Origin of the sequence: Tessaracoccus sp. MC1865 (genome assembly GCF_017815535.1) — a bacterium.
Lineage (GTDB): Bacteria > Actinomycetota > Actinomycetes > Propionibacteriales > Propionibacteriaceae > Arachnia.
The window spans coordinates 2,764,250-2,790,771 of the sequence record NZ_CP072596.1 but is presented as its reverse complement, the minus strand read 5'-3'; the positions used below and the strand labels follow the sequence as shown (position 1 = coordinate 2,790,771).

Below are 26,522 nucleotides of genomic sequence, written 5' to 3'. Positions count from 1 at the left end.
CAGGAACCTGCGGGTCGCCTCGGCGCGCTTCAGGAGTCTGGGATGGATGGGTCCGGCCACTCCATCATCCTTCCACAGGGCGTCCGGCGCTCAGCCGGGCGTGCGAGTCACCGCAGGTCGGCGTAGGCGCCGCCGTCGATGACGTCGGTGAAGCCCATCTCGTCCATGAGGGCCTTGGCCTGCCCGGAGCGGTTGCCGCTCTGGCAGTAGACCACGTACTGGTCGTCCTTCGGCAGTTCCGCGAGCTGGTCTGCGAAGTCTGCGGCGTAGAAGTCGATGTTGCGTGCTCCCTCGACGTGACCGGCGTCGTACTCCTCCGCGGTGCGGACATCGAGGTACACCGCGTCGGTGGGGAGCTCGGCCGTCTCCCCGGTGCCGCAGGCGGCGAGGACGGCGGTGAGGGACAGGACCAGGGCGAGGAGGAACGTGCGCACGGCAACATCATACCCCCACCGGTATATATGAGCGGGCGAGGGGCCCACTTCCACCGAAGCGAGCCCCTCGTCGTCGGGATCCGGAGGTCAGGCAGCGACCTGCACCTCGTCGGGGATGTTCTTCGTCGAGATCCGCTTGCTGAACACGTAGTAGCTCCAGCTCTGGTACGCGATCACGATGGGCACGAAGATCACTGCCGCCCACGTCATGATCGTCAGAGTGGTGGGCGACGACGCGGCCGACAGCATGGTGAGGCGCTCGCCGATGGCGATGGTCTCGTTCTGGGCGAAGCCCAGGTTGCCGTACATCTTCAGGAAGATGCCGGTGAACAGCGCCACCACGGTGATGCCGGTGGAGATGAAGCCCCAGCCGTCGCGGCCCTTGGTGATCAGCAGCGTGCCCGCCACGATCGCGATGATCGCAACCGCCCCGGCCACCCAGGCGTAGATCGAGAAGTCGCCGAACTCGGAGGTGGCCGGCCAGAAGATGTTCTGACCGATCACGAAGAGCGCGACGAGCGCCGCGGCCAGCCAGCCGACCTTCGACGCGAACGCCTTGGCGCGGTCATGGATGATGCCGCTGGTCTTCAGCGCCAGGAACATCGAGCCGTGCACCAGGAACAGCACGACGAGCAGCACGCCGCCGAGCAGGGCGAACGGGCCGAAGAGGCCCCAGAAGGTGCCGTCGAACAGTGGCGCCGGTCCCACGGGGGTGTCGACGGTGGCCTGCGGCAGGCCAACGACGAAGTTGGCGAAGCCGACGCCCAGCACCAGCGACGGGATGAAGGAGCCGATGGTGGCGAACCAGTCGAGCATGGAGCGGTACTTCGAGTCGTGGTGCTTCGAGCGGTACTCGAACGCGACGCCACGCAGGATCAGCCCGACGAGCACGAGCAGGAGCGGCAGGTACAACGCCGAGAACGTCGTCGCGTACCAGCCGGGGAAGGCGGCGAACATCGCGCCGCCCGCGGTCAGCAGCCACACCTCGTTGCCGTCCCACAGGGGGCCGATGGTGTTGACGATGACGCGTTTCTCCTTCTCGTTCTTGCCGAACACGGGGATGAGCATGGCCACGCCGAAGTCGAAGCCTTCGAGGAAGAAGAAGCCGATCCACAGGACGGCGACCAGGAGGAACCAGACGGCCACGAGGATCGGGGTCTGAACGGTGGTTTCAAGCAGATTCAACATGTCTCAACCTGTCAGTAAGCGAAGCTCATCGGGGCGTCGGCATCCGTCTGTACCTCGACGGGGGCGACCTCTGGGAGACCGGCCTTCGCGTACTTGAGGAACAGCCACACCTCGAGGACGGCCAGGCCGCCGTAGAGGAGGGTGAAGACGATCATGGAGAACAGCACCTCGCCCGCCGAAACGGAGGCGGAGACGCCTGCCTGGGTGGGCAGCACGCCCGCGACCAGCCACGGCTGGCGGCCCATCTCGGTGAAGATCCAGCCGAACGAGTTGGCGAAGAGGGGCAGCAGCGGCATGGCGAACATGAACACCGTCCAGAACCGGCTGTACTTCGGCAGGCGGTCCTTGCGAACGCTCCAGAGCGTGAAGGCAGCGATCGCGATGCCGATGAAGCCCAGGCCGATCATGAGCCGGAAGGTCCAGTAGGACACGGCCACGTTGGGCATGGGGTCCACCTCGTAGTTGGCCTGGAGTTCGGCCGCGTACTGGGTCTGGAGCGTGGTCTTGGTCTCATCGAAGCGCTGGAAGCCGTTGGCGGCGTACTCGTCGCGCAGGTTGTTGATGCCCTTGACCGTTTCGTGGCCCGAGAGGGTGGACAGCAGGCCGGGGATCTTGATGGCGAAGACCTCCTCCGTGCCCTCCAGGTTGCCGATCGTCACGATGGAGAACGAGGCGTTCTCCTCCGTGTAGAACAGTCCCTCGGCGGCGGCCATCTTCATGGGCTGCACCTCGGTCATGATCTTGGACTGGAGGTCGCCGGTGAAGATGACACCGACGGAGGCCACGAGCAGCACCCAGGCGCCGAACTTGGTGGCGAAGCGGTAGGCCTGCGTGTCGCCGGGCTTGGCTTCACCGTCGCGGTTGAGCTTGGCCAGGTGCCAGCCGCCGATGGCCGCGAGCAGACCGCCGGCCACCATGTAGGCGCCGAAGATGACGTGCGGGAAGGTGACGAGGAACACCGGGTTGCTCAGCACCTCCAGGAAGCCGTCGACACCGTCGAGCTCAGCGCGGCCGTTCGTGAAGATGGTTCCGACGGGGTGCTGCATCCACGAGTTCGCCGCGAGGATGAACACGGCCGACAGCATGGTGCCGAACGCGGCCATGTAGATGGCCATGAGGTGCAGCCACTTGGGCAGCTTGTCCCAGCCGAAGATCCACAGGCCCAGGAACGTGGACTCGAGGAAGAAGGCCAGCAGCGCCTCGAGCGCGAGCGGTGCGCCGAACACGTCGCCGACGAATCGTGAGTACTCGGACCAGTTCATGCCGAACTGGAACTCCTGGACGATGCCGGTCACGACACCCAACGCGAAGTTGATCAGGAAAAGCTTGCCGAAGAATTTGGTGAGGCGCAGGTAGGCATCCTTGCCGGTGCGCACCCAGAACGTCTGGAGGACCGCCACGAGCATTGACATGGCGATCGTGATGGGGACGAAAAGGTAGTGGTAGACGGTGGTGATCCCGAATTGCCACCGTGCAAGAATCACAGGATCCATGGCCGCACGGTACTACTTTGCGTCGTACTTCGACAACCTGTCGCTAAAACAGGGACGAGTAGCGCCTATGCTTGCCCCATGTCATCCAGGGGTGAACTCGAGCAGCGTGTGATGGAGGTGCTCTGGGCCGCGGAAGCGCCCATGAGCGTCGCCGACGTGCACGCCAAGCTCTCCGAAGAGCGGGAACTCGCATACACGACTGTGATGACCGTGCTCGATCGCCTGACGAAGAAGGATCTGGTGGACCGCGAACTGGTCGCCCGCGCGTGGCAGTACACGCCGCGCAGCACGCAGGCCGAGGTCATCGCTGCGGACATGCTGCGCCAGATCGACGGCGTGGACAGCTCGGTTCGGGTGGAAGCGCTGAAGCTGCTGGTGCGGTACCTGCCTGATGACGAGCGCACCGCGCTGGAACGCCCCGCGGAACTCGTCTAGCGCTTCCCGCCCTACTTGCCGACGGGCCTGCCCCGCTGGTCGAGCAGTTCCCGCTTGTGCGCCAGCGTCGCGTCGAGATCCGCCAGGAGCGCGGCCCGCTTGCCCTCCACCTCCGCGACGGCGGTCTGCTGCACGTCCTGCGGCTCCGCCTGGGTGCGGATCCGGGCGGCGTCCTCCGACGCCTCGAGGCTGTTGTCGATCGCATCGAGGACGGTCTCCTCGGTGTCGGCGAAGTCCTCGGCCAGCGCCTCGGTACTCATGGTCTCCGCCAGGCGGGCGCGTTCCCGCTCCGGCGTCCACCCCTCCTCGGGTTCGGGCCAGCGCAGGTCCATGTCGATGAGGGTGCGCAGCAGGATCTCGGTGACCGCCAGCCGCGAGTACCACTTCCGGTCCGCCGGCAACACCATCCACGGTGCGTACCCAGTGCTGGTGAGGCGGAAGACGTCCGCGTAGGCCTCCTGGAACTCGTCCCACTTGGCCCGGGTGTCGAGGTCGCCGGGGTTGTACTTCCACCGCTTGTCGGGGCGGTCGATGCGCTCCATGAGGCGCTTGGCCTGCTCGTCCTTCGAGACCATCATGGCGAACTTCAACACCACGGTGTCGTCGTCGACGAGCTGCTGCTCCCACTCGTTGATCTCGTCGTAGCGCTTGGACCAGACGTCCTCCTCCACGATGCCCTCCACCCGCACGACGAGCACGTCCTCGTAGTGGGAGCGGTCGAACAACCCGATGAGGCCGGGCGGGGGGAGAGCCTTCTCGACGCGCCAGAGGTAGTGGTGCGAGCGTTCCTCCTCGGTGGGTACCCCGAAGCTGGTGAGCCGGATGCCCTGGGGGTCGAACAGCCCGAAGACGTGGCGGGCGATGCCGCCCTTGCCCGCGGTGTCGAGGCCCTGCACCACGACGAGGATCTTCTTCGTGCCCCCGGAGCGACCGTGGGCGAAGAACCGTTCCTGGAGCTCGTTGAGCAGCTGCTCGTTGCCGGCGATGTACTCCTTGGCGTCGTCCTTGCTGCCTTCCCAGCCCGGGGTGGAGTTGCGGTCGAACGTGGCCAGGTCGAAATCGGGTGTGACCCGCAGCGCGTACCGGGGGTCCTGGCTCCAGAGATCGGTCATGGGGAGTCCTTTCGGGAGGATCACCCATTCTTGCGCGCATAGGGGCCGTTGTGTGGGCGATCGCGGGCCCCGGATGCCAAATCCAGATCTGGGGTCATGAGTGACACCGAATCTGGATTTGGGCGTCTCCCTGGGTTCGTCAGACGTCGGCCGTCAGGCGGATCTCGTTGCGCCACGGGTCGAGCACCGTGAGGGTGCGCCCGTCGTGCGACCCGGTGAAGCCCGCGGCCCGCAGCCGCTCGTCGGCCTTGGCGACCTCGTCGACGGTGGGCACGAGGATGTCCACGACGCCCATGCCCAGCGTGTTGGCGCGAGGGCCGGCGCCGGCGGAGTTCCACACGTTCATCGCCATGTGGTGGTGGTAGCCGCCGGCGGACACGAACAGCGCCTGGCCGCCCAGCAGGAACGTCTGGTTGAACCCCAGTGCATCGACGTAGAACTTCTGGGCCGACGCCACGTCGCCCACCTGAAGGTGCACGTGGCCCAGCTCGCCCGCCTGGCTGGTGGGCTGGTCCGTGAGGTGGGTGCGCACGAACTTCTCGGGATCGATGTAGAGGGTGCTCATCTGCACCTGGTCGCCGATCCAGGTCCACTCGTCGCGGGGGCGGTCGTGGTAGAGCTCGACGCCGTTGCCCTCCGGGTCTGTGAAGTAGAACGCCTGCGACACCAGGTGGTCGCCCGTGCCGGCATAGGTCTCGGGGTACTTGGTGTACATCGACACCAGGGTGCGGGCCAGGTCCGGCAACTCGTTGTACAGCACGGCTGTGTGGAACAGGCCGGCGGCGCTACGCGGCGCGGAGCGCAGTTCGCGGGACTCGGTGAGGCGGACGATGGGGGTCTGACCCAGGCCGAGCGTCACGGCGCCGGGCTCGTCCGCCAGCGGGGCGAGGCCCACGCCGTCGGTGTAGAAGGCGAGTTGCTGGTTCATGTCGCGGACGCGCAGCTCGAGGCGGCCCATGTGCGTTTCGGGTGCGAGAGTCATGCCTCCAGCATACGGTTGAAAGTTAAACTAATCAAGTCGCGGTAGGGCTTCAAACCCAGCCGGCCGTCACTGCTGCGCCCAGCGCTGACTTTGAGGCGAAGGACGGCGTCAAACCCAGCAGTCGCCCGAGACGTCCTGCGAGGCACGGGACGTGACGAGGTCCTAAGCCCGATGCCGTACCCCGCGAGCTGCCGCCCCCAGGCCTGGGCGGCCGCCAGCGTGGCCGCCAGCGCGCTCGTCATCGCGTACGTTCTCGCTCCCTGAGCCAGCCCGCAGCGGCAGGTCGAGGAGAGGGCATGGCTCCCGGGGCACGTCCCCACTGCGTGGGAGAGCGCCGCCTCAAGCCGGTTGCCAGATTGCGGCTGTTCGGGCGATGAGGTCCTCGAGCTTGCTGACGTCTGCAGGCCCGCCATCGGGTTGATGCTCGGTGACTACGGCCTCGGGGCCTACCGGTTCGGCGGTGTCGGGTTCGTCTGGGCAGGGTGGTGCCTTGGCCGAGGAGACGAGGTGTTCGCGCAGGAGGTGCCTTCGGTGTTGCCTGGGTCTCCGGGCCGGGTCCACGTGTCGGGGTGGGGTGAACCACGGCTTTCCGGTGGCCGGATCGAGGTGGACCTGCCACTGTGATTCGGTTGATTGGTGTGGGTCTGGTTCGACCAGCCGGTGGTGGTGTGGACACAAAAGGACCGCATTGCCTAGACAGCTGGTTCCGCCTGCCCACCAGGGGATGATGTGGTGGGCTTCGCAGGCGCGTGGTTTGGCGGTGCAGCCGGGGAATGCGCAGCCCCCGTCACGCAGTGCGAGGGCTGTGCGGATCCCGGCGGGGAACAGGCGGTGTTTGCGGCCCACGTCCAGGGGTTGGGAGTGGGTGCCGAGTACGACGGGGATCAGGTCCGCGTCGCAGGCCAAATGTCTGGCGTCGGCGCCGGATAGGCCGCCGGGGCCGTGGCCGCCGAGGACGTCGACGCGTCCCAGGCCGGTGAGCAGGGTGTTGTAGTTGACGGTGATGTGGACCTGGGGCCGGTCCCCGCCGTGGGCGGGGAGTGCCCCGGTGGCGGCTGCGGTGTGGACCAGGATCATCAACGCGTCCGCGCGGCGGACGGCCGGGTCCGATGGCTCATCGGAGTCGCGGTAGGACGACGCCGGGGGCGTCACCGCGTCGAGTTGGGCGGCGAGTAGTTCTGCCTGGGCGGTGGGCAGCAGGCCGGTGAAGCGGGAGGCGCCGTGGTGGTCCGGGGTGATGGTGAGGTACCGGTTGCGGTGGGCGGCGCGGTCTTGGGCGTCGAGTCTCTTTTTGTCTTCGGCTTCGGCGCCGTCGGGGTCGATCACCCGGAACACGTGGCTGGCCAGTTCCCGCAATTCGTCCGGGCCGAGGTTGTGAACCTCCGCCAGGACGGAGCGCTGGCACAGTTCCACGTCTGCACGGGTCACGGCGTTGGGGAGCTTTCGGAGCCCGGAGACGATCGCCTCGGCCTGCGCCAGCGAGATGTCCCCGTCGTTCAACGCCGCAGCGATCAGCGGGAACCGCTCCCCGAGATCCAGCGCCAGCTTCAGGGAGGCGGTGGCCTGGGCGGTGGTGGTGCGCACGGACTGCCGCACCCCCTCGACCAGAGCTTCGTCGGCTGCGAGGCGTGCGTCGTGCAGCAGTCGCAGCCGGGCGCCCGCGGCCTGCGCCTGGACCTCGTCCAACAGTGCCGCGAGCTGGGCGCGACGCTGGACGTCGGCTTCCGGGTCCATTCCCAGCGAGCCGATGTCCTGCCACAGGGCAGCCATGCCCTGCAGCAACACCTCGCGCGTCTCGTTCATACGTACCATTAAATAAGAACGCACTGACAAAATCGCTCGAGTCGGCGCCCCTCTTCGAAAACCACCCCAAAGGGTGGGCGCAGTTTAGAACGAAGGAACCCCCGGACCCGTGGGGCCCTGGGTCAGGCCCCCCGTGCCCGGGGGTTCCGGCGCTCGCCGGCGGTGCGCGGATCTACCCGTCAGTCCTCGATCGCCGCCGCGAACTGCGACTGATACAGGTCGTAATACGCACCCTCGGCTGCCAGCAGTTCGTGGTGGTCGCCCTTCTCGACGATGGCCCCGTCCTCCATCACGAGGATGAGGTCCGCGTCGCGAATGGTGGACAACCGGTGGGCGATCACGAACGACGTCCTGCCGGTCCGCAGCGCCGCCATGGCGTGCTGCAGCAGCAGCTCGGTGCGCGTGTCCACGGAGCTGGTGGCCTCGTCGAGAATGAGCAGCGCAGGGTCGGCCAGGAACGCCCTGGCGATCGTGATGAGCTGCTTCTCGCCCGCCGACACGTTCGAGCCCTCCTCGTCGATCACCGTGTCGTAACCGTCCGGCAGCGAGTGCACGAAGCGGTCGACGAACGTGGCCTTGGCGGCCTCGATGATCTCGTCCGGGGTGGCGTCCGGGCGGCCGTAGGCGATGTTGTCCCAGATGGTCCCGCCGAACAGCCAGGTGTCCTGCAGCACCATGCCGATGTTCCGGCGCACCTCGCCGCGCGGGAGCATGGCGATGTCCACGCCGTCGATGGTGATGCGGCCGCTGTCGAGGTCGTAGAACCGCATTATGAGGTTGACCAACGTGGTCTTGCCGGCTCCGGTGGGGCCGACGATGGCGACGGTTTGGCCGGGCTCGGCGGCCAGGTTGAGATCGCGGATCAGCGGCTTGTCGGGGGAGTACGAGAAGTCGACGTGCTCGAACTCGATGCGGCCCGTCACGTTGCCGGGCGCTCCCGCCTGGCCTGCGCTCTGCGCCTGGCCAGACTCGGCGAACGTGTCGAGCCCGGTCATCTCTTCGGCGTCCAGCAGTTCGAAGACGCGCTCCGCGGAGGCGACACCCGACTGCATGAGGTTGGCCATCGACGCCACCTGGGTCAGCGGCTGCGTGAACTGGCGGCTGTACTGGATGAACGCCTGCACGTCGCCGATGTTCATCTGTCCCGTGGCGACCCTCAGGCCACCGAGCACCGCGATCACCACGTAGTTGAGGTTCCCGACGAAGAACATCAGCGGCATGATGATGCCGGAGATGAACTGGGCACCGAAGCCGGCCTTGTACAGCTCATCGTTGCGTTCGGCGAAGACCGCCTCGACCTCCTTCTGGCGGCCGAACACCTTCACCAGCGCGTGGCCCGTGAACGCCTCTTCGATGTGGGCGTTGAGCTCACCCGTCGACTTCCAGTTCTGCGCGAACAGCTTCTGGGAGCGCTTGCCGATGATGGCGGTGATGAGCACGGCCACCGGGATGCTGACCAGGGCGACGAGGGCCAGCGTCGGCGAGATCCAGAACATCATGATCAGCACGCCGATGACCATCAGCAGCGAGTTGAGCAGCTGCGACAGTGTCTGCTGCAGCGTCTGCGACACGTTGTCGATGTCGTTGGTGACGCGGCTGAGCACCTCGCCGCGGGGCTGCTTGTCGAAGTAGCGGAGCGGCAGCCGGTCCAGCTTGGCGGAGACGCGCTGCCGCATCTGGTAGATGGTGCGCTGCACGGCGCCGTTGAGGATCCAGCCCTGGAGGTAGGAGAACGCGAACGAAGCAACGTACAACGCCAGCACCAGCATCAGGATGCTGCCGATGGCGCCGAAGTCGATGCCTTCTCCGGGGACGAAGTTGAGGTTGAGGAGTAGGTCGGCGAACTCGGTCTGCCCCTGTGCCTCGGCGCCCTGGATGATCTGTTCCTTGGTGGCGGTGGCCGGGAACTGCTTGCCGACGATGCCCTCGAGCATCTTGTCGGTGGCCAGGCCCAGGATCTTCGGGCCGACCACGCCGAGCGCGACGGAGAGGGTGCCCAGCGCGACGGCGGTGATGATCCAGGCGCGCTCGGGCCGGAGGTGGCGCAGGAGTCGCCGGGCGGAGACGCCGAAGTTGGCGGCCTTCTCTCCGGTGCCCATGCCGTGGCCGCCAGGGCCCATCTGGCGTCCGGGGCCGTGTTTGGGGCGCTCGTTGGCCTTGACTGGCAGGGCCATGTCGTCGTCGGGGTTCTGGGTGGTGGTCGTGTCGGTCATCAGGCCGCCTCCTCCGCGCTGAGCTGGGATTCGACGATCTCTTGATACGTCGGGTTGCTCTCGAGGAGCTCTTCGTGGGTGCCGCGGCCGACGATCTGCCCGTGGTCCATGACCAGGATCTCGTCGGCGGAGGTGATGGTGGAGATGCGCTGCGCGACCACCAGCACCGACGATTCGCGCGTCACCGGGGCGAGCGCGGCGCGGAGCCGGGCGTCGGTGGCGACGTCGAGCGCGGAGAAGGAGTCGTCGAACACGTACACGCCGGGCTTCTTCACCAACGCGCGGGCGATGGCGAGGCGCTGGCGCTGACCGCCGGAGACGTTGGTGCCGCCCTGGACGATGCTCGACTCGAGCTGCCCGTCGCGTTCACGGACAAAATCCGCGGCCTGGGCGACGGTGAGCGCCTCCCACAGTTCGTCGTCGGTGGCGTCCGGCTTGCCGTAGCGCAGGTTGCTGCCCACCGTGCCGGTGAACAGGTACGGCTTCTGGGGGATGAGGCCGATGCGGGCCCAGAGGTCGTCCGGGTCGTAGTCGCGCACGTCCACGCCGTCGACGAGGACGCGGCCACCCGTCGCGTCGAACAGGCGGGGGATGAGGTTGATGAGCGTCGACTTGCCGGCGCCGGTCGAGCCGATGATCGCCGTGGTCTTGCCGGGGGTGAGCGTGAAGGAGACGTCCTTGATGACCGGGGCCTCGGCGCCCGGGTAGGCGAAGCTCACGCCGTCGAAGACGACGTTGCCGCGCACCATGGTCGCCTGCTGCGGGTGGGCCGGCGGCGCGACGGAGGACTCGGTGTCGAGGACCTCCATGATGCGGTCTGCGGAGACGGCGGCGCGGGGCGCCATCACCAGCAGCATGGTGGTCATCATCACGGAGATGAGGATCTGCATGAGGTAGGCGATGAACGCGGTGAGCTGGCCGATCTGGATGTCGCCGGATTCGATGCGGTACGCGCCGAACCACATCACGCCCACCGTCGAGAGGTTCATGATGAACCCGACGAAGGGGAAGAGGAAGGCCATGAGGCGGCCCACCTTGGTGGTGACGTCCACCAGTTCTGCGTTGGTCTTCTCGAAGCGGACGGCCTCGTGGGGTTCGCGGACGAACGCGCGCACGACGCGGATGCCGGTGATCTGCTCGCGGAGCACGCGGTTGAGGGAGTCGATGCGCTTCTGCATCTTCTCGAACAGCGGGCCCATGTTCACGATGAGCACGACGATGCCGATGCCGAGGATGACGACGGCGGCCAGGATGATCCAGGACAGCCCGGCGTCTTCACGCAGCGCCATGAACACGCCGCCCACCATGGTGATGGGTGCCGAGACCAGCATGACCGCGGTCATGAGGACCAGCATCTGCACCTGCTGCACGTCGTTGGTGTTGCGGGTGATCAGCGACGGGGCGCCGAACTTGTTGAGCTCCTGCGTGGAGAAGCTCAGCGCGCGGTTGAAGATGGCGGTGCGGACGTCGCGCCCGAACTGCATGGCCGCGTTCGCACCGGCCCAGACCGCGCCGATCTGCGCGGCGCCCTGGACGGCGGAGAGGAGCAGCATGATGCCGCCGGTGCCCCAGATGAAGCCGGGGTCGCCCTTCACGACGCCCTCATCGATGATGCGTGCGTTGAGGGTGGGGAGGTAAAGGCTCATGATGGTGGCGATGGTCTGCAGCACGATCACGATGGAGAGGAGGCCCCAGTAGGGGCGGATATAGCGGTTGATGAGCCGCGCCAGGCGGGAGAGCATTAGTAGGCCTTTCGGGCGCCCGTGAGGGCGAGGGAGGCGAGGGTTTCGGGGGTGAGGGCTGCGGAGCCGTGCGTGTAGTTGAACACGTGGCCCAGTGCGATGGTGCGCAGGAACTCGACGTAGGCCTGCGGCTCGATCGAGAGTTCGTCGATGTGGGGTTCGAGCTGTTCCATCAGCCAGGCCTCGAGTTCGTCGCGGCGAGCTTCGAGTTCGTCGCGGAGGCAGGCCCCGCCGTCGGACTCCTGGCTGTGGTGGACGGTGTGGAGGAGGTTGCGGATGTCGGCCATGCGCTGGGTCAGGATGGCGATGGCTGCGTGCGACTTCGAGAGGAGGGTGTCGCCTGGTTCGACGGCGGCGATGTCCCGCTGCAGACGCTGGGCGGAGAGCGCCTCACGCGTGGTGGCGGCGATGAGGTCGGGGAGCGAGGTGAAGGCACGGAAGATGGTGCCCTCGGCCACGCCGGCGGCTTCGGCCACCTGCTTGGTGGTGAGGGAGGGTCCGTGTTGGAGGAGGAGGGGGAGTGTCGCCTCTACGAGGGAGGCGCGTCGCTCCTGTGGGGGCATGGGTGTCGCGCGGGTCACGGATCGAGTGTAGTGAGTGAGAGCTCACTCATCAACTCACCGCGCGGCGGGGCGACGGCGCAAGGTCCAAACGTCGCGCTGCGCTATCGGTGAATACTCGCGCGACTCCGGGTGCGGCCTTGCTCAGAGCCTCACCGGGTTGCGCATGAGGGCGGCTGCTACTGAGCCCCTCCGCCCACGGACGTCAGCGGAGCTCTGTCGAGAAGTGCTCAGCCAGCGGTCAAGATTTCCGCGGGGCGTCGGTTCGTTACTGCCCCCTCGTATTCGTTAATTGCTAACTCAAGCAGGGAACGAATATCACCTTGGTGGGCTTCCTCGGCTAGCGAGTGCACTGCAGCTGCAAGGATCCTGCCCGGAACTAGGACTATTGGATACTCGTCATCCTGAACCTCGATCTGGGCACGTTGGCTGAACGTGCCTGTAGTCACGTACACCCCAATCCATCCCCGCCGTAGCCTGGCTACTACACGCGCCACTTGATCTGGGCTGATGATGGAGTCCGGGTGGATGCACTTCGCCTGGCCCAGCACTACGAGTGGGGTTTTCGCGGACGTTGTCCCCACGTCGAGCCTTCCGACGAAATCCATACCGCCGTCCCCGCTTGGTCGGGTCAGCCAGCCCACGTCGTAGTGGGCACCGGACGCTCTGAGAACCCATTCAGCCACGCGCGAGGCCAGCCACTCGAAGGCGTGCTTGCGCTCGTCGAAAGCACCGTAGACCTGCCGGAGGATAGCTTCGTCGACGGAGCCAGGCTCAGGCAGTTGCTCCGCTTTGCCGAGTACCGGGCTGGTGAGAACTCGGCGCCGGATACGCGGGAGTTCCACCTTGCCACGCTCAACCCATGCCCGCCACGTTGCCGGGGCATGCCTGAGCGTCTCCGCGGCCGACAGCCTTTCGTCCCGCCGATCATCGATCCAACGCCAATCCAACTCATCATCCTCGCCCAACCTGATGACGTTGAGGTCGACCACGAGGTTTGGAAAGGTGCCTCGTCCGGCCGGATCGCGCTGAACGATGTACTCGAGACGTTCCATGACGGCGACTCCACAGAATTCTAGGAAACCCTTATCCCTCCGCTGACCATCAATGACTGTGGGGCTGGCGCGAAACAAGAGAATCGGGCTGGCGAGAACGCGGTCTTCGCGGCGGCCTGAAGCGTGGAGGTTCCATACGGATAGCAGCTGAGCGTTGCCTGGCGTCGACCCAAGGGGCTTTAGGGTCGTGACCTTGTGGTCGCCGAAGTACCGCACATGACCATGGTCAAGGTCGAACTCGTCATGCCAAGGCGTTGAATCCTGGCCCGCCTTCCAGGGACTCGAGCGGAGAAGGAGCACGGGGAGACGCGCCACGCCCTGCAGGTCACTAATCAATGCGACTCGGTTGATACCTGCTTCCAGCATCAAACGAGGGCCAGCGTGACCGGGCGGATGCTGTACAAACCAGAAGTTTGGGTATCCGTCAAGGGTTGCCTGCTTAGTGTCATAAGTGCGGTCATAGCGAACTACCTCGTTAACCCCGAGGAAGCGCATGTCTACGTTGGGACCCATGCGAGACACAATGCCAGGTGTGTCGGTTCGCTGGTGGCTCTTGATCCCTGAGCTGCTGGTTCACCTGCCGGACTTGACTGTGTGGGGCAGGGCGCGTGCCCCGCTAGAAAAGGTCAGAGGAACCAGATACCCTTCCCCTCATGGATACGGGGAACATGGTGGAGAGTGCGAAAATCCTTCCCCTCCGTGTCTTGGATCTTTTCGCAGGCGCGGGAGGTCTGAGCGAGGGATTTCGGCTAGCCAGCCACAGGTTCATGGTCGTTCAAGCGGTCGAGCTTGATTTGCATGCGGCCGCCACCTATCAACTGAACCATGGCGATGTGATCCACCGTGGTGACATCGAAGAGTGGCTGGACTCGCACGTCGTCCCCGAGGTTGACGTCGTCTTGGGCGGTCCCCCATGTCAGGGCTTTTCGACCCTGGGGAAAAGGGACGCTCAGGATCTGCGCAACCAACTTTGGGTGCAGTACGCTCGAACGCTTGAGAAGGCTCAGCCGAAGTACTTCGTGCTAGAGAACGTCGCGGTGTTCATGAAGTCTGCGGAGTTAGCTGCCTTGGAGGAGTGGACCCTCCCCGGAGCGCCGCTTGAGAACTACGTCATCGAAGCGAGAGTCCTCAACGCCGCCGATTATGGCGCGCACCAGCTTCGTAAGCGTGCCATCCTCCTTGGGTGGCGTAGGGACATGCCTAGACCCGGTTGGCCCGTACCGACACACCAGCCAAGCGAATGGAGGTCCGTTCGGGACGCCTTTGCAGGATTGGAACCCGCCGTCACGCGGACCGAGTTGCCGGATCGGTCGATGAACAGCTTGGGCAATCTTGTTCCAGGGCCGTTCACCACGGCAGAGCTGCACATAACCAGGAACTACAAACAGGTTTCGCTCGATCGGTTCCAGTGCATACCCCCTGGAGGCAACCGATTTGACCTCCCGGACGAACTCAAGGCTCCATGTTGGCGCAAACACACCAGCGGGAGTGGAGACGTAATGGGACGTCTCCGAAGCGCTCGCCCCTCCGTGACAATTCGTACGGAGTTCTTCAAGCCGGAAAAAGGCAGATACATCCACCCAACGGAGGACCGAGCGCTCACTCACCATGAGGCAGCGCGCCTGCAGGGTTTTCCTGATTCCTATCGCTGGGCGGGCACGAAGACGTCGATCGCCAGGCAGATCGGGAATGCTGTCCCGATCCCCCTGGGCAAGGCCATCGGTCAAGTGGTGGCAGAAGCGCTCGAAGCACCAGACAGGTGCCTGTGCATCGACGCTTGATAACTACGGGTTAGTCGCGAGTTTGTCAGTGAAGTCCGCTAGCCTCATGCCTACGTAGTCGAGGAGGGGCATCGTGGGTTTGTTGATATCCAAAAGCAACTGGGACCCGGATCCAGGATTGGTCCAGGAGATCGAGGATCACTATCAGCGGGCTCTGGGGGCCTACTCGAAGAACCCTAACCTGATCAGTGAGCATGCCAATCAGGAGGAATCTGTCCGTGTTGGCGGTTACGCGAACAGAACTCTGCTGGAGCTTGTCCAGAACGGCGCTGATGCGATGGCTGGCATTTCGGGCGAAGAGCACGGCCGGGTCGAAATCCTGCTGGATGAGGAAGACAGTGCTGTGTACGTCGCCAACTCAGGACGACCTTTCAGCAGCAGCGGATTGCGTTCGCTCTTCCACGCGCACCTAAGTGCCAAACGAGGCGACGAGATCGGGCGCTTCGGCCTTGGGTTCAAGTCAGTTCTTGCAGTGTCCGAGGCCCCGCAAGTATTCAGCCGGTCGGTCTCGTTCCAATTCAATGCGGAGCGGGCTCGCGCCGATCTGACGAAGCTCCCGGGTGGTGCGGCACGGTTCCCTATCCTGCGGACGCCGACCCTGTTGGACTCGTGGGAAGAGTTCCAGGAAGACCCCGTGCTGGAGGAGCTGTCCCGGTGGGCCACGACGATCGTGAAACTCCCTGCTGCGAGGAACCTCAGCCGGCTGCGGGACGAGGTTGAGGATTTCCACTCTGAGTTCCTGCTATTTGTCCGAGCGGTAAGGGAAATCCGCCTACGAGTCATCGGGGACGACCGCTTCACGACATCGCACAGTTCCCGAGAAACCGGCCCGGGGCGACTCCGTATCGAGCGGCCCTCTGGCGAAGGCGAAGACTGGCTGGTCGCTGAGCAGATGCACCGACCCTCACACGAGGCCAAGAAGGAAGTCGGTGAAGCTGTTTCTCGTGATGAGGTCAAGGTGACGGTTGCCGTCCCGCTAGGCACCCGGGCCCAAGCGGTCGGCAAGTTTTGGTCCTACTTCCCACTGGCCGATCAAACAACTGCGAGCGGACTCTTCAACGCTCCATGGAGCGTCAACGATGACCGGACGAACCTGTTAGTAAATAGCTACAACGAAGAGATTCTCCAAACGGTTTCCGAGATGTTCGTTGAGCTCGTTCCGAATGTGAGAACAGCGGATGATCCTGCACTGCACTTGCGTTATCTCCCTGCCCGCGGTCGAGAGATACGCTCGTGGGGAGACCAGAAGCTCAGCACACTTATTCCTGCTATGGCCGCCACTTCTTGCTTCATCCCCGACGCGAAGGGAGTTCTGCGGAAGCCTGGGGAGCTACGGCCCCTGGACTTCCTGTCTGAACTCGACATCAGCGAGAGGACTCACGAAGCATGGTGCATGTCCCCGCATACTGGTGATGATGTCCCCCACCCCCGTTGCTATGGCGATAGGCAGCGTCTGACTCGACTCCGGACGCTTTGCGCGGTGCAACAGAACAGCGACCTGTTCGAGGAAGAGACACGCGACTGGAAGCGCGCCCTAGAGCAACTTCCGAAACGCGGTGGTAGGTCATGGCTCCGTGAATGGGCCGACGGTCCCGACTTGGTATCAGCTGCCGACGCGTTGCGAGTAGCTGCGCCGCAAAAGGCTTGCGAGGAAGCAGTCAAAGCCAGAGTAATTCCCACGACTGCCGGTCTGAAGAGCCTCGACGACCACGCTGGTGTCTACATGCGCAGAGTGGAGGATGTAGAGGTCGAAGACGCTGTATTCGTGTTGGAGGCGTTCCTCGAGGAGGAGGGTATCGAACGGTTGCTCAGAGAGAACCGGTTCCAGGATCTGTCGCCCTCCACACTGCTTCGCGCGAGGCTCATGAACCTATCCAGAGATCCGCAGGAAGAAGAACTGCTCCAGATCTGGGACAACGTCCTCGACCTGCCCTTGGAGACTGCCAAGCGGGTGTTCCGTGAATGCCCGGGAGCAGCCATAAAGGTACCGACGCGCGATGGCGGGTGGGACTGGCCTCAAAGAGTGATCGATCTCGAGCGACCCTTGGCTGGTGAGTTTGAAAGCGTGCAGCTCGATCCACGGCGATGTGTGAGACCCCTCGCGCATTCTCTCGGCGTGATTTCAGGAGCCGTGAAGGACTTCCAGCTCGAAGATGAACCGCTGGAAGCCGAGTACCAGCAGTGGGTGCTGGACTCCATCAACGCATGCTTGGGACCGGGCGAGCGGCCTATTGAGCGCCTGTCGCTATTCCCGACCACCGAGGTCAGCAGCGGACCAGCGTCGGTTCTTCTGATTCTTTTGCGTTCCCATGCTTCGAGCGAAGAAAGAGTTAAGTGGACCGAACGGCTCTTGGCGTGGGGTGATGAGCCTTGGGATGGCGAGGACGAGGCAGGTGTCAATCACCGGGTCCCCTCGCCAGTCGCGTGGGCAGTCGAGGTAGCCGGACTCCTCAACACCATTCGTGGGCCGCTTCATCCTTCGATGGTCGTCTCACCCACACTCACGCGATACCATGCCTTTCTTCCTCTGTTGAAAGCGCCATCGGTGGTGGCCGAGGCTTTGGGGTTGCCCCGTGAGCTTGACTGCGTAGCGCCTGAAATCTTGGCTCGAGCATTGAACGAGGACGAGTACCCGGGTGCGGTGACGGATGAGCTTCTTCTTGAGTTCGTGTTGGCCGCGGCGCCCGTCGCCTATCCAAACACCGCCCCAGCGCGCATTCTCGCGCGCGTGGGGGGACGGGTTGAGAGCCGGGAGCCATCCCTCGTTTACCTGGCACATGATGATGAGCAGCAGGACTTTCTTCGGAGCAGGCAAAAACCGTACTTGCGGGTAGCAGAGGATGACGTCGATCAAGTAGTCGAGAGCCTGCGCTGCATGCGATTCGAGGACAGCTTCTCATTCTCTGTCGAATGGGCTGGAGAGCAACGATCGGACCAGGTTCTCGACGCCTTCCCCGGGCTGCGGGAGCCCTGGTGGGCGCAAGCACTAACACACGCCTCTGTGACTCGTGCCGCCGAGATCGAGAAGTTGGTAACGACCGAGGACGGCGTCGTATCGGAGACGCTGGATTGGCACCTAGAGGGTCTCAATCTCATCGTCGCGTCCGGCGCGAGTGACAAACAGGTTTTGGACTGGATCAGCGACGCATTCGCATTGGGACTCAACCACGCAGACATACTGAGCATTATGCAGGCTGGCGTAAACGCGCAGCTGGAGGCCATGAGGGCCGAAGCCGCAGCTGCACAGACCGATGCGCAGCGGCTGGAGGCCTATTTTGGGGACGATACCCTTAAAGACCAGCTCCCCCAGGGCCTCTGGGTGGGGCTTGAGTCTCAAGGATTGGTGAACAGGCGCACGTCCGTGGCTGATCTCTTCCTCACGGTGTACGGGACTGACTCAGTCAAGAACCTCAAGGACCAGTTCATGGATCTGGGATTCGGGGATGTGCCCGAGAGTTGGGCTGGTAGCCCGGCGGCGGTCCAGTGGCTACGCCGGATGGGATTCGGTCCAGAGTACGCGGGTACAAGAAGAATTCGCCAGGATGCTGAATTCATAGTTCCAGGGGCCGTCACACTCCCGCCTCTTCACGATTTTCAATCTGAGATCAGCGCCCAGATGAATCGGGTATTAACCGAACGGGATGCGAAGACGTCAAGGCATCTCAAAGCCATGCTGGAGTTGCCAACCGGTGCTGGCAAAACGCGGGTGGCAACTGAAACCGTCCTGCGCGCCTTCATCAGTGGTGATCTCCAGGGGACAGTGCTCTGGATCGCTCAGTCGCAGGAACTGTGTGAGCAGGCAGTCCAGACTTGGAGCACCGTCTGGCGAGGATTGGGCGACGAGCGCCCCCTCACCGTTGGACGTCTCTGGGAAAGCAACGACGTATCTCGGCCAGAGACGGAATTCTCTGTTGTCGTAGCAACCGACGCAAAGCTTGACGTGGTCCTGGGGAGGGCGGAATACGAGTGGCTGTCGAAGCCTGCAGCGGTGATCGTGGACGAAGCGCATAGGAGTGGTGACTCGACGCTTTACACGAGAATCTTCCAGTGGCTTGGCATAGACGGGCGCAGTTGGGATCGCCCGCTCGTGGGTCTATCAGCGACTCCCTTCAAGGGCCAATCCGGCCAGGGCACAGCGAACCTCGCCACCCGCTACGGAAGCCACAGGCTAACGGCCTTCACGGAGGGGCAGCACCAGTATGACGAGCTGGTCAAGCGCGGTGTTCTGGCCAGGGTCCGCCATGAAGTTCTGCCTGGTGTGAAGGTCGACCTGGACCCCAAGGAGCGAGCAGACGCTGCAAAGAGCCGACGCTTCTCCGCCGTCGTGATGGACCGGGTCGGACGAGATCAGGAACGCATGAGGATCCTCGCCGATCACGTACTGTCCCAGGACCCTGAATGGCCCATCCTTGTCTTTACTCCCAGCGTGCTGTCAGCGCAGGTGCTCGCCGCCACTCTGCGCTATAGGGGTGCGACTGCAGATTCTGTCAGCGGGCAGACCGGCCGATACCAGAGGCAGGAAGCAATCAAGAAGTTCAAGAATGGCGAGACTCAGATCCTCGCGAACTGTGACCTCCTCATCCAGGGGTTCGATGCCCCTGGCGTCAAGGCTCTGTACATTGCCCGCCCAACCATTAGCCCGAATGCGTACATTCAGATGGCCGGGCGCGGTTTACGTGGACCGAGAAATGGCGGCAAGGAGGAGTGTCTCATCGTGGACCTCGCTGACAACTTCGGCGATCTCAATGACTTCCTGGGCTACCGCGAGTACGAAGAATACTGGGGCCATCGCAGATGGTAGATGCCTGATAGGAGAGCAAATGTTGACGCCAACCCAGAGGAAAGCGTTGGAACACCTGAGGTCTGCCTACTGTGGACCTGAGGACGGAGAGTTCGAAGTTCTTCGGAATCGTCCACATCTGCAGTACCCCGTGGGGATGCTCTTCCCCATCGAGTCGGAACTACCGGTTACGCCGGTCGATTCCGACCTCTCGGCTCCTGGCGGGGTAGCAGAAGGAGACGTTGAAGAAGACGACTCGTCTCCTCTCGCGGAGGACTGGCGCCCCACTTCGGTTGCCATCTCTTTCGTGACCGACAAGCCCGAGATTCGCTGCACGATAGAAGGTGCGACCTACGCCTCAGTCGAGTCAGACGGTGGCCAGCGGTGGGCGCGCAGTCCGTTGGGTATTCCGGTGTTCGGATTGGACTCTAGCAACGCCACCCAACGCTTCGATCAGGGAGGGACATCTCTCGAAGTTGGGTCTCGCTGGCGTCCTTATGGAACCGCCTTCTTGGTTACGGTACACCTGCGAGTCACCGCTATGAGTGCGGGCAATGATCGAGCGGATGTTGAGCGGATGCTCTTTCAAGCAGGTCTATCAGTCGCTCCCGTTGGTGGTGGACACATCCTCGAATACGACACCTCACGCACCTACGACGACGATGCCGAAGCGCAGGAGCTTCACCTACGCTTCCGCAACCGGCAGGTCTTTGCGGTTGGTCATGGCATGGCCGCCGACTGGATCGTTGAGAACGGTGTGTGCGAAAGGATTTGGCTCACGCCTGTCCCGGCGTTCGTCGTCTCCGACGTGGAGACCACGGGTTTTTCCCCGGGGACGCCGGAATATGATTCGCTGAGCTTGGAATTCTTATCGACCATCGATCAAGACGCTTCCTCGGTCTCAAGGGCGCTTCATGGATTCGTCAATGGGTTTGAGGGATGGATCGGTAGCCAGGAATCGCGGGTCGCGCATTTCGGTTCGCGTAGCGAAGTGGCTTCCAGAATCGTGGCGCGATCACGCGTGGCTCTTGAGCGTATGAAGGAGAGCCTCCAGCGGCTGGATGAGGACACTCTACTGAAGCGCGCTTTTGCGCTGGCTATGAGTGCCATGCGGCTGCAAATGCTCAACGGCGCGAACATCAGTGGTAGGCCACAGGAGGAGCCTCGATGGAGACCGTTCCAGCTCGGGTTCATTCTTGTTTCGTTAGCATCTACTGCCGATTCGCGACATCCCGATCGGGAAATTGTGGATCTCATCTGGTTCCCTACCGGAGGTGGCAAAACTGAGGCCTACCTGGGTCTCGCCGCCATCGAGATTTTCCGGCGGCGTCTCACCGACGGGATCAAGGGCGGCGGCACTGCCGTGATAACTCGGTACACGCTTCGCCTGCTGACGGCGCAGCAGTTCCAGAGAGCAGCTGCTCTCATCTGCGCCATGGAGGTCATGAGAGATACCGACCCAAGAGTGGTCGGGATGGCACCCTTCACAATTGGTCTTTGGGTTGGCAACGAGGTGACGCCGGGCACGAAATTGGAGGCACGTGAGGCTGTCAATCGCCTGCGAAAGGCCGCTAACCCTCAAGGATCAAACGAGTTCCAGGTTGAAAGCTGTCCCTGGTGCGAGGCTGCACTGGTGCCCGAGGCTAGATCAGAAGGCCAGAACTACGGGATGGTGATTGTCGGGCATGACGTAATCATCCGCTGCCCGAACGCAAAATGTCATTTTCACGGTGAGCTTCCCCTCATAGTGATTGATGAACAACTGTATGAGGCCCCGCCCACAATCTTGCTTGCCACGGTCGATAAGTTTGCTCGTCTCCAATTCAACCCGATGGCGGGCCGGCTCCTGGGACTGAACTCACCATATCGTCAGCCATCCCTTATCATTCAGGACGAGTTGCACCTGCTGTCGGGCCCTTTGGGGACTACCGTGGCGGTTTTTGATGCGGTGATCCAGCAGTTGCTGAGCCAACACGGACACGCGCCCAAGATCGTTGCATCGACGGCCACGATCCGCGCAAGCGCTGATCAGGTGCGGGGACTATATGGCAGGGACGTGGCCCTCTACCCGCCATCAGGTCTCGACGACGATGTGACGTTCTTCTCAAAGCCAGTCGCGAGCGGCGAGGGCCGACTCTACGTCGGCCTCATGCCGCAGTCGATGTCCCAAGCTTCTGCCCTGATTTCGTCAGCGGCCCCCCTGTTAGAACTTCCGGACATCCTTGGGCAAACATCACTCGAGGACAAGCCTAGGCGGGATAGCTACTGGACCTTGGTGATGTACCACAATTCATTGCGAGAGCTAGGGCGCAGCGGGACGCTTGTTCTCGATGATGTTAACGGTCGATTAGAGACGCGTGCGGAGCGGCTGAGCCTCCGTGAGCGCTATGTCCGAACGTCAAATCTGATCGAACTCACGAGTCGTCGTGGTCCCGGGGAACTCCCAGACGATCTGAGGGCACTGAGCCGCAGCATCGATGAGCGCCCCGATGCGGTTGACGTTGTCCTGTCGTCGAACATGTTGTCAGTGGGGATCGATGTCCCTCGGCTGGCCCTCATGCTTATGGTGGGCCAGCCGAAGACGACCGCAGAATACATCCAGGCGACTAGTCGCGTCGGCCGTGGCGGCACGAAAGGACTGGTCACAACGTTGTTCCGGCCCAACAGAGCCCGCGATCGATCCCACTTTGAGACTTTCCGTGGTTATCACGAAGCCCTATACCGCGGGGTGGAGCCCTCCAGTGTGACGCCGTGGTCCTTGTCATCGCGAGATCGATCCCTGGCCGGAGCCATCGTGACTCTTGTCCGGCAAACGGTTACCGACCTAGCTGGCCCTGGTGATGCCATCAATATGGATCTCAGTGACCCGAACCTTAGTCGACGAATCAAGGCACTCGTTGAGGAGCTCGCACGGCGTATCACTGCCTCTGACCCCCTGGAGGCGCAGGAGACTGAGTCAGCGATCTGGCGCCTTCTTCGTGATTGGGATTGGCGTGCAAAAAAGCTCCGTGGTGAGGGATCTAGCTTACGCTATGAACGCCTACCTAAGGATGACTCAGCTCTGCTGAAACGCTTCGGCCAAATCGGTGAGGGTTGGCTGGTCGGCGATTCGATGCGCTCAGTAGAACCCAATGTGGCGGTGAGGGTGCAGGAGCCAAACGAAGGAAGGCGCGATGGAACAGATTAGTCATGACTTGAGGCTTCAGGAGATAGTGTCCCCGTTCGGGGTCGGCTCAATCGTCGATGTCTTGGGAGAATCCCTCATCGCTCCTGATACATCCTACTGGCAACGGCGTACAGCCCCGGTTATCGAGTGTCAGAGACTCGTGGACCAGCTTGGCCGAGGAGAGCTGCGTGAGCCACCTTCACACGGTGGAAAAGCTGGAAAGCAGACTGCATCGCTGGAATACCTGCGGTTCCCCGCGTGGCGTTTCTGCGAACGCTGTGAACGACTCACTCGCCTCTCCAGCAGAGTCAAGGGCCGGTGGAGCAATTCCTGCGCTTGTGGCGGCTTTCTGATTCCCATGCGGTTCGTGGGTGTTTGTCAGAAGGGTAGCCATATCCAGGACATCCCGTGGTTCATGTGGGCCCACAGAGGAACCGACGACGAGCTCAGCGAAACCATCCGCAATTGCCGGGAGTACACCGAGCTGCGGTTTGAGCGCCTGAAGGCGAGAGGAGAAGGACTGCAGTCCTTGAGGGTGGTTTGCGCCGGTTGTGGGCGCTCGCGAGGACTTGATGAACTCATCACACCATCCGCGCTACACCGGGACGGGATCACGTGCGAGGGACGTCAGCCCTGGGAGCCAAGGGACCTGGCGATGGGTACATGCGACTCGACGCTTGTAGCTGTACAAAGAGGCGCAACGGGCAATTACCTCGCTGAGCGCCTATCAGCCTTAGATATTCCTGAAGAGATGACCTCGCACGAAGAGGGTGTCCTTCGCGTCCGCAAGCACCCGTACTTCTCCCGTTTGGTAGACAGGATGGGCACGTCCCAGGGGGTTGCCATTGCGGGGTGGATCGCCGATGAGTTGGGTATCGAGCCGCGTGCGGTCGTTGGCGTCGCTGAACAGGGGCCGGAGGCCCACGGATCTTCGCCTTCCACCGCTTCCTCTTTACTCGAGCTCAAGGACGGAGAATGGGCAGCCTTCTTGAGAAAGTTGCCGAATGGCCGCGACTCGAACGTGGATAGCTTCGTCGTCGACGGATGGACCACGGCCGATTTCTCATGGCCCGAGAGCATCGGCACTGTGATCCAGCAAGTAGGACAGGTTCGCAGAGTGCGGGAGGTCCGGGCGCTGAAGGGCTTCCGGCGCTACTCGCCCGACGCGAGTTTTATTCCGGCGGACTTGGGTCGGGGGGCGGGCTATGTGCCTGTCTATCCTGCTGTGGAACTATTTGGCGAGGGTATCTTCCTTCGGTTCAATGAGGAAGCTATCGCGGCTTGGGAGAGCTTGCCCAAGGTGCAGGCTCGAGCACGAATCCTCCTTGACCGACGTGCGCAGCTCCCGTGGGCCTGCCGTCTTGATTCGCCAGAACCGCGGTTCCTCGCCCTACACACACTCGCTCACATGTTAATTCGCCGGCTCGCATTCGCCAGCGGGTATGCCTCCGCCGCATTACAGGAGCGTGTCTATGCGAGTTCTGAGAGACCTGACAAGACCGCGGGCATCCTAATCACAACATCCGCGGGTGACGCACAGGGGACGATGGGCGGGCTCGTACGCCTAGGTGAGCCCTCACATCTGCTCCAAGTGATTCTGGCTGCCTTGGATGACGCGGAGGTTTGCTCCAATGATCCAGTCTGTATCGAGAGCAGTAGACAGGGCTCGGCCCAATTGAACTTGTCGGCTTGCCATGGTTGTTCGTTAGTGAGTGAGACGTCCTGCGAGTCAGGAAACCGGCTCCTAGATCGGCAGCTCCTTCTTGGCGGGTCGCAAACCCCCGGCCTTATGGAGGCTGTTTTGCCGGAGATTCGAGCCCAGGCCGAACAACGCAACTGAGAGGCTGTCACCGCCTTGGATGAGGGCGGCTAATGTCCTGAACCCTCTACCATTCCGGTATCGCGAGGAGACCGCCGTGTCATCCCGACGGAACTCTCAAAGTGGCTCTTCACAGAAGTGAGTGGATCAGGGGTCTGAACCCGCCCGCGTCGAGTAGGCATCGGGCGACGTAGTTGACGATGCTGCGGAACCCGCGCGCTGTCCCGCGGAGGTGCTCCAGGAGGCCATTGACGGCCTCGGTTGGACCGTTCGATGTGCCGGGGTGGTCGAAGAACGCGAGGATGTCATCGCGGCGCCGTTTCATCGTCTGCCCCAGCGACCGCAGCTCGTCGAGGCCGGCCGGGACGCCGCTCTGGAGCCTGGTGATCAGCCGGGTCATGTGTCAACGCCGGCCAATTCTGACCCCCCTGTGCTGATTGAAAATTGACCCCTCTCGGCCGGTTTCTTGTTGGTTGGCTACTTGTTTTGCTGGTTGATGCTGTCGCGGTGTCCGCGGGTTCGGTAGGAGTCGCCGTCCAGGCCGATGACGTGGGCGTGGTGGACGAGGCGGTCGATGGTGGCGGCGGCGACGACGTCGTCGCCGAGGGTTTCGCCCCAGCGGCTGAAGGACAGGTTCGAGGTCACGATGATGGAGCCGGTCTCGTAACGGGAGGCGACGAGCTGGAAGAACAACGCCGCCGCGGCCGCGTCCAGCGGTAGGTATCCGACTTCGTCGATGATGAGTAGTCGGTAGCGGTTCAGCCGTCGGAGTTCTCGCTCGAGGCTGCCCTTGGCGTGGGCTTGGGCCAGCCGGTGGATCCAGCCGGTCGCGGAGTCGAACAACACCGGGTAGGACGCTTCGGCGGCCTTGATGCCCAAGGCGATCGCCAGGTGGGTCTTGCCGGTGCCGGGTGGCCCGAGCAGGACCACGTTCTCCCGTTTCGCGATGAAGGTGCAGGTCCCCAGGTGCGCGATCACGTCTCTGGTGACGGCGGGGATGTGATCGAAGGTGAAGTCCTGCATGGTCTTGACCTGTGGGAAGTGGGCTGCTGAGATCCTCATCCTGGTGCCGTTGGCGGTGCGGGATGCGACCTGCCTGCCCAGGACAGCGGCGAGGTATTCCTCGTGGGACCAGCCGGCTTGGCGGGCTTGGTCGCCCAGGGTTGTGAAGGTCTCGGTGATCACCGGGGTCTTCAGTTCCCGCGCCAGGAACGCGATCTCGGCTGCGATGTTCTTGCCGGTGGTCATCAGGCCACCTCCTTCACCGACTGCGCGGCAGTGTTGATGTTGAACAGCTCGTCGTAGTCACTCAGCGGCCGCAGTCCCACCTGCTGGCTTGGCTCCGCCCTGCGGGCCGCCGGGGTGGTGCGGGACTGGAAGGCTGCGCGCAGCTGTTTGGCGGCCGCGACATGGGTGGGGTCGGTGATGGTGCGTCGCAGGTCCCAGCAACGCTCATGCCGGGCCACCACAGTCCCGGCGCAGCGGACAGTGACGTGTTCCAGGCTGCAGGTGATGTCGACGAACCTGCCGATCATCGTCGGGTCCACGGAGTAGTCGTTGCCCATCACCCGGACGTAGTAGTCCCTGCCCAGCCTGATCCGGTCGCTGAACCCGACCGCGGGTGGCACTGGCGGCAGCGCAGTCATCGCTGCCACTTCGGCTGCCAACCGTGCCGCGGGAGCAGCGCCGGTGCGGCGCAGCAGCCGCTGGTTAGCCCGCGGCAGCCAAGCTCCGAGCTGGGTGTTGAACTCGACCGGGGATCCGAACTCGCGGCCCGGGAGGAACGAGGTCTGCAGGAAGCCGTTGGCGCGTTCCACCACCCCCTTGGCCTCCGGGTCTCTGGGTCTGGTCTGGTAGATCTGGGTTCCCAACGTCCCTACGAACGCTCGTGCCGCAACGGTGAGGCGGGACTGCTGACGGTTTGGTTGACTCCAAGACCGCATGATTCCTGAGAGGGGG

17 protein-coding genes and 1 pseudogene are annotated in these 26,522 nt (G+C 63.4%); 5 read left to right on the top strand and 13 right to left on the bottom strand.

Translation table 11 applies throughout. The features are described from left to right. Window positions 1-107: 107 nt before the first annotated feature. From J7D54_RS12965 to J7D54_RS12955, 3 genes are all read right to left on the bottom strand, one after another. Entirely contained in the window at window positions 108-434 is a 327-nt protein-coding gene (locus J7D54_RS12965) for a rhodanese-like domain-containing protein (RefSeq protein ID WP_182763281.1), read from the bottom strand. A gap of 87 nt (window positions 435-521) precedes the next feature. After that, window positions 522-1,622 carry a cytochrome d ubiquinol oxidase subunit II gene (gene cydB, locus J7D54_RS12960; protein ID WP_182763282.1) on the bottom strand — a complete coding sequence of 367 codons (1,101 nt, stop codon included), beginning with the start codon at window positions 1,620-1,622 and terminating at the stop codon, window positions 522-524. A gap of 11 nt (window positions 1,623-1,633) precedes the next feature. Then, window positions 1,634-3,115: a cytochrome ubiquinol oxidase subunit I gene (locus J7D54_RS12955; protein ID WP_182763283.1), complete on the bottom strand. Its 1,482-nt coding sequence runs from the start codon at window positions 3,113-3,115 to the stop codon at window positions 1,634-1,636. Between the two features lie 78 nt (window positions 3,116-3,193). Between J7D54_RS12955 and J7D54_RS12950 the strand changes: the two genes are divergently transcribed. Next, entirely contained in the window at window positions 3,194-3,550 is a 357-nt protein-coding gene (locus J7D54_RS12950) for a BlaI/MecI/CopY family transcriptional regulator (RefSeq protein WP_182763284.1), read from the top strand. An 11-nt stretch (window positions 3,551-3,561) separates the two neighbouring features. Here J7D54_RS12950 and J7D54_RS12945 read toward each other — a convergent pair whose 3' ends face one another. From J7D54_RS12945 to J7D54_RS12915, 7 genes are all read right to left on the bottom strand, one after another. Continuing rightward, window positions 3,562-4,662, bottom strand: coding sequence for a PPK2 family polyphosphate kinase (locus tag J7D54_RS12945; RefSeq protein WP_182763285.1), 1,101 nt, complete (start codon window positions 4,660-4,662; stop codon window positions 3,562-3,564). A 139-nt stretch (window positions 4,663-4,801) separates the two neighbouring features. Beyond that, complete coding sequence (locus J7D54_RS12940; RefSeq protein WP_209455142.1) at window positions 4,802-5,644, bottom strand: VOC family protein; 843 nt, start codon at window positions 5,642-5,644, stop codon at window positions 4,802-4,804. Between the two features lie 339 nt (window positions 5,645-5,983). After that, entirely contained in the window at window positions 5,984-7,447 is a 1,464-nt protein-coding gene (locus J7D54_RS12935; RefSeq protein ID WP_182763286.1) for an HNH endonuclease signature motif containing protein, read from the bottom strand. A 179-nt stretch (window positions 7,448-7,626) separates the two neighbouring features. After that, window positions 7,627-9,660: an ABC transporter ATP-binding protein gene (locus J7D54_RS12930; RefSeq protein WP_182763287.1), complete on the bottom strand. Its 2,034-nt coding sequence runs from the start codon at window positions 9,658-9,660 to the stop codon at window positions 7,627-7,629. After that, window positions 9,660-11,402: an ABC transporter ATP-binding protein gene (locus tag J7D54_RS12925; protein WP_182763288.1), complete on the bottom strand. Its 1,743-nt coding sequence runs from the start codon at window positions 11,400-11,402 to the stop codon at window positions 9,660-9,662. Before J7D54_RS12925 ends, J7D54_RS12930 begins: the two co-directional genes overlap by 1 nt. Next, window positions 11,402-11,983 carry a TetR/AcrR family transcriptional regulator gene (locus J7D54_RS12920; RefSeq protein ID WP_182763289.1) on the bottom strand — a complete coding sequence of 194 codons (582 nt, stop codon included), beginning with the start codon at window positions 11,981-11,983 and terminating at the stop codon, window positions 11,402-11,404. The genes J7D54_RS12925 and J7D54_RS12920 overlap by 1 nt, the downstream gene beginning before the upstream one ends. Window positions 11,984-12,192: 209 nt before the next feature. Further along, the gene (locus J7D54_RS12915; protein ID WP_182763393.1) at window positions 12,193-13,383 is read right to left on the bottom strand and encodes a restriction endonuclease; all 1,191 of its coding nucleotides are present in this window, start codon (window positions 13,381-13,383) and stop codon (window positions 12,193-12,195) included. A 287-nt stretch (window positions 13,384-13,670) separates the two neighbouring features. Here J7D54_RS12915 and J7D54_RS12910 point away from each other — a divergent pair, with 287 nt between their 5' ends. From J7D54_RS12910 to drmB, 4 genes are all read left to right on the top strand, one after another. Further along, window positions 13,671-14,798, top strand: a complete 1,128-nt coding sequence (locus tag J7D54_RS12910) for a DNA cytosine methyltransferase (RefSeq protein WP_209455140.1) — start codon at window positions 13,671-13,673, stop codon at window positions 14,796-14,798. A 73-nt stretch (window positions 14,799-14,871) separates the two neighbouring features. After that, entirely contained in the window at window positions 14,872-19,599 is a 4,728-nt protein-coding gene (locus J7D54_RS12905) for a sacsin N-terminal ATP-binding-like domain-containing protein (RefSeq protein WP_209455139.1), read from the top strand. A 520-nt stretch (window positions 19,600-20,119) separates the two neighbouring features. After that, the gene (locus tag J7D54_RS12900; protein WP_209455138.1) at window positions 20,120-22,765 is read left to right on the top strand and encodes a helicase-related protein; all 2,646 of its coding nucleotides are present in this window, start codon (window positions 20,120-20,122) and stop codon (window positions 22,763-22,765) included. Continuing rightward, window positions 22,752-24,584, top strand: a complete 1,833-nt coding sequence (drmB, locus tag J7D54_RS14480) for a DUF1998 domain-containing protein (protein WP_209455137.1) — start codon at window positions 22,752-22,754, stop codon at window positions 24,582-24,584. Before J7D54_RS12900 ends, drmB begins: the two co-directional genes overlap by 14 nt. Before the next feature lie 109 nt (window positions 24,585-24,693). Here drmB and J7D54_RS12890 read toward each other — a convergent pair. From J7D54_RS12890 to J7D54_RS12880, 3 genes and pseudogenes are all read right to left on the bottom strand, one after another. Continuing rightward, a pseudogene (locus J7D54_RS12890) lies at window positions 24,694-24,936 on the bottom strand (transposase); the annotation flags it as partial. A 104-nt stretch (window positions 24,937-25,040) separates the two neighbouring features. Beyond that, window positions 25,041-25,811, bottom strand: coding sequence for an IS21-like element helper ATPase IstB (istB, locus tag J7D54_RS12885; protein WP_182763292.1), 771 nt, complete (start codon window positions 25,809-25,811; stop codon window positions 25,041-25,043). Then, window positions 25,811-26,434 (bottom strand): hypothetical protein, encoded by a 624-nt coding sequence (locus tag J7D54_RS12880; RefSeq protein ID WP_182763293.1) that lies wholly within the window; start codon window positions 26,432-26,434, stop codon window positions 25,811-25,813. Before J7D54_RS12880 ends, istB begins: the two co-directional genes overlap by 1 nt. Between the last annotated feature and the right edge of the window lie 88 nt (window positions 26,435-26,522).

What these genes read in the sequence shown, in the direction of transcription:
- cydB (WP_182763282.1), bottom strand. Translation starts at nt 1,622, where the DNA reads ATGTTGAATCTGCTTGAAACCACCGTTCAGACCCCGATCCTCGTGGCC.
- J7D54_RS12955 (WP_182763283.1), bottom strand. Translation starts at nt 3,115, where the DNA reads ATGGATCCTGTGATTCTTGCACGGTGGCAATTCGGGATCACCACCGTC.
- J7D54_RS12950 (WP_182763284.1), top strand. Translation starts at nt 3,194, where the DNA reads ATGTCATCCAGGGGTGAACTCGAGCAGCGTGTGATGGAGGTGCTCTGG.
- J7D54_RS12945 (WP_182763285.1), bottom strand. Translation starts at nt 4,662, where the DNA reads ATGACCGATCTCTGGAGCCAGGACCCCCGGTACGCGCTGCGGGTCACA.
- J7D54_RS12940 (WP_209455142.1), bottom strand. Translation starts at nt 5,644, where the DNA reads ATGACTCTCGCACCCGAAACGCACATGGGCCGCCTCGAGCTGCGCGTC.
- J7D54_RS12935 (WP_182763286.1), bottom strand. Translation starts at nt 7,447, where the DNA reads ATGAACGAGACGCGCGAGGTGTTGCTGCAGGGCATGGCTGCCCTGTGG.
- J7D54_RS12930 (WP_182763287.1), bottom strand. Translation starts at nt 9,660, where the DNA reads ATGACCGACACGACCACCACCCAGAACCCCGACGACGACATGGCCCTG.
- J7D54_RS12925 (WP_182763288.1), bottom strand. Translation starts at nt 11,402, where the DNA reads ATGCTCTCCCGCCTGGCGCGGCTCATCAACCGCTATATCCGCCCCTAC.
- J7D54_RS12915 (WP_182763393.1), bottom strand. Translation starts at nt 13,383, where the DNA reads ATGCTGGAAGCAGGTATCAACCGAGTCGCATTGATTAGTGACCTGCAG.
- J7D54_RS12910 (WP_209455140.1), top strand. Translation starts at nt 13,671, where the DNA reads ATGGATACGGGGAACATGGTGGAGAGTGCGAAAATCCTTCCCCTCCGT.
- J7D54_RS12900 (WP_209455138.1), top strand. Translation starts at nt 20,120, where the DNA reads ATGAGTGCGGGCAATGATCGAGCGGATGTTGAGCGGATGCTCTTTCAA.
- drmB (WP_209455137.1), top strand. Translation starts at nt 22,752, where the DNA reads ATGGAACAGATTAGTCATGACTTGAGGCTTCAGGAGATAGTGTCCCCG.
- istB (WP_182763292.1), bottom strand. Translation starts at nt 25,811, where the DNA reads ATGACCACCGGCAAGAACATCGCAGCCGAGATCGCGTTCCTGGCGCGG.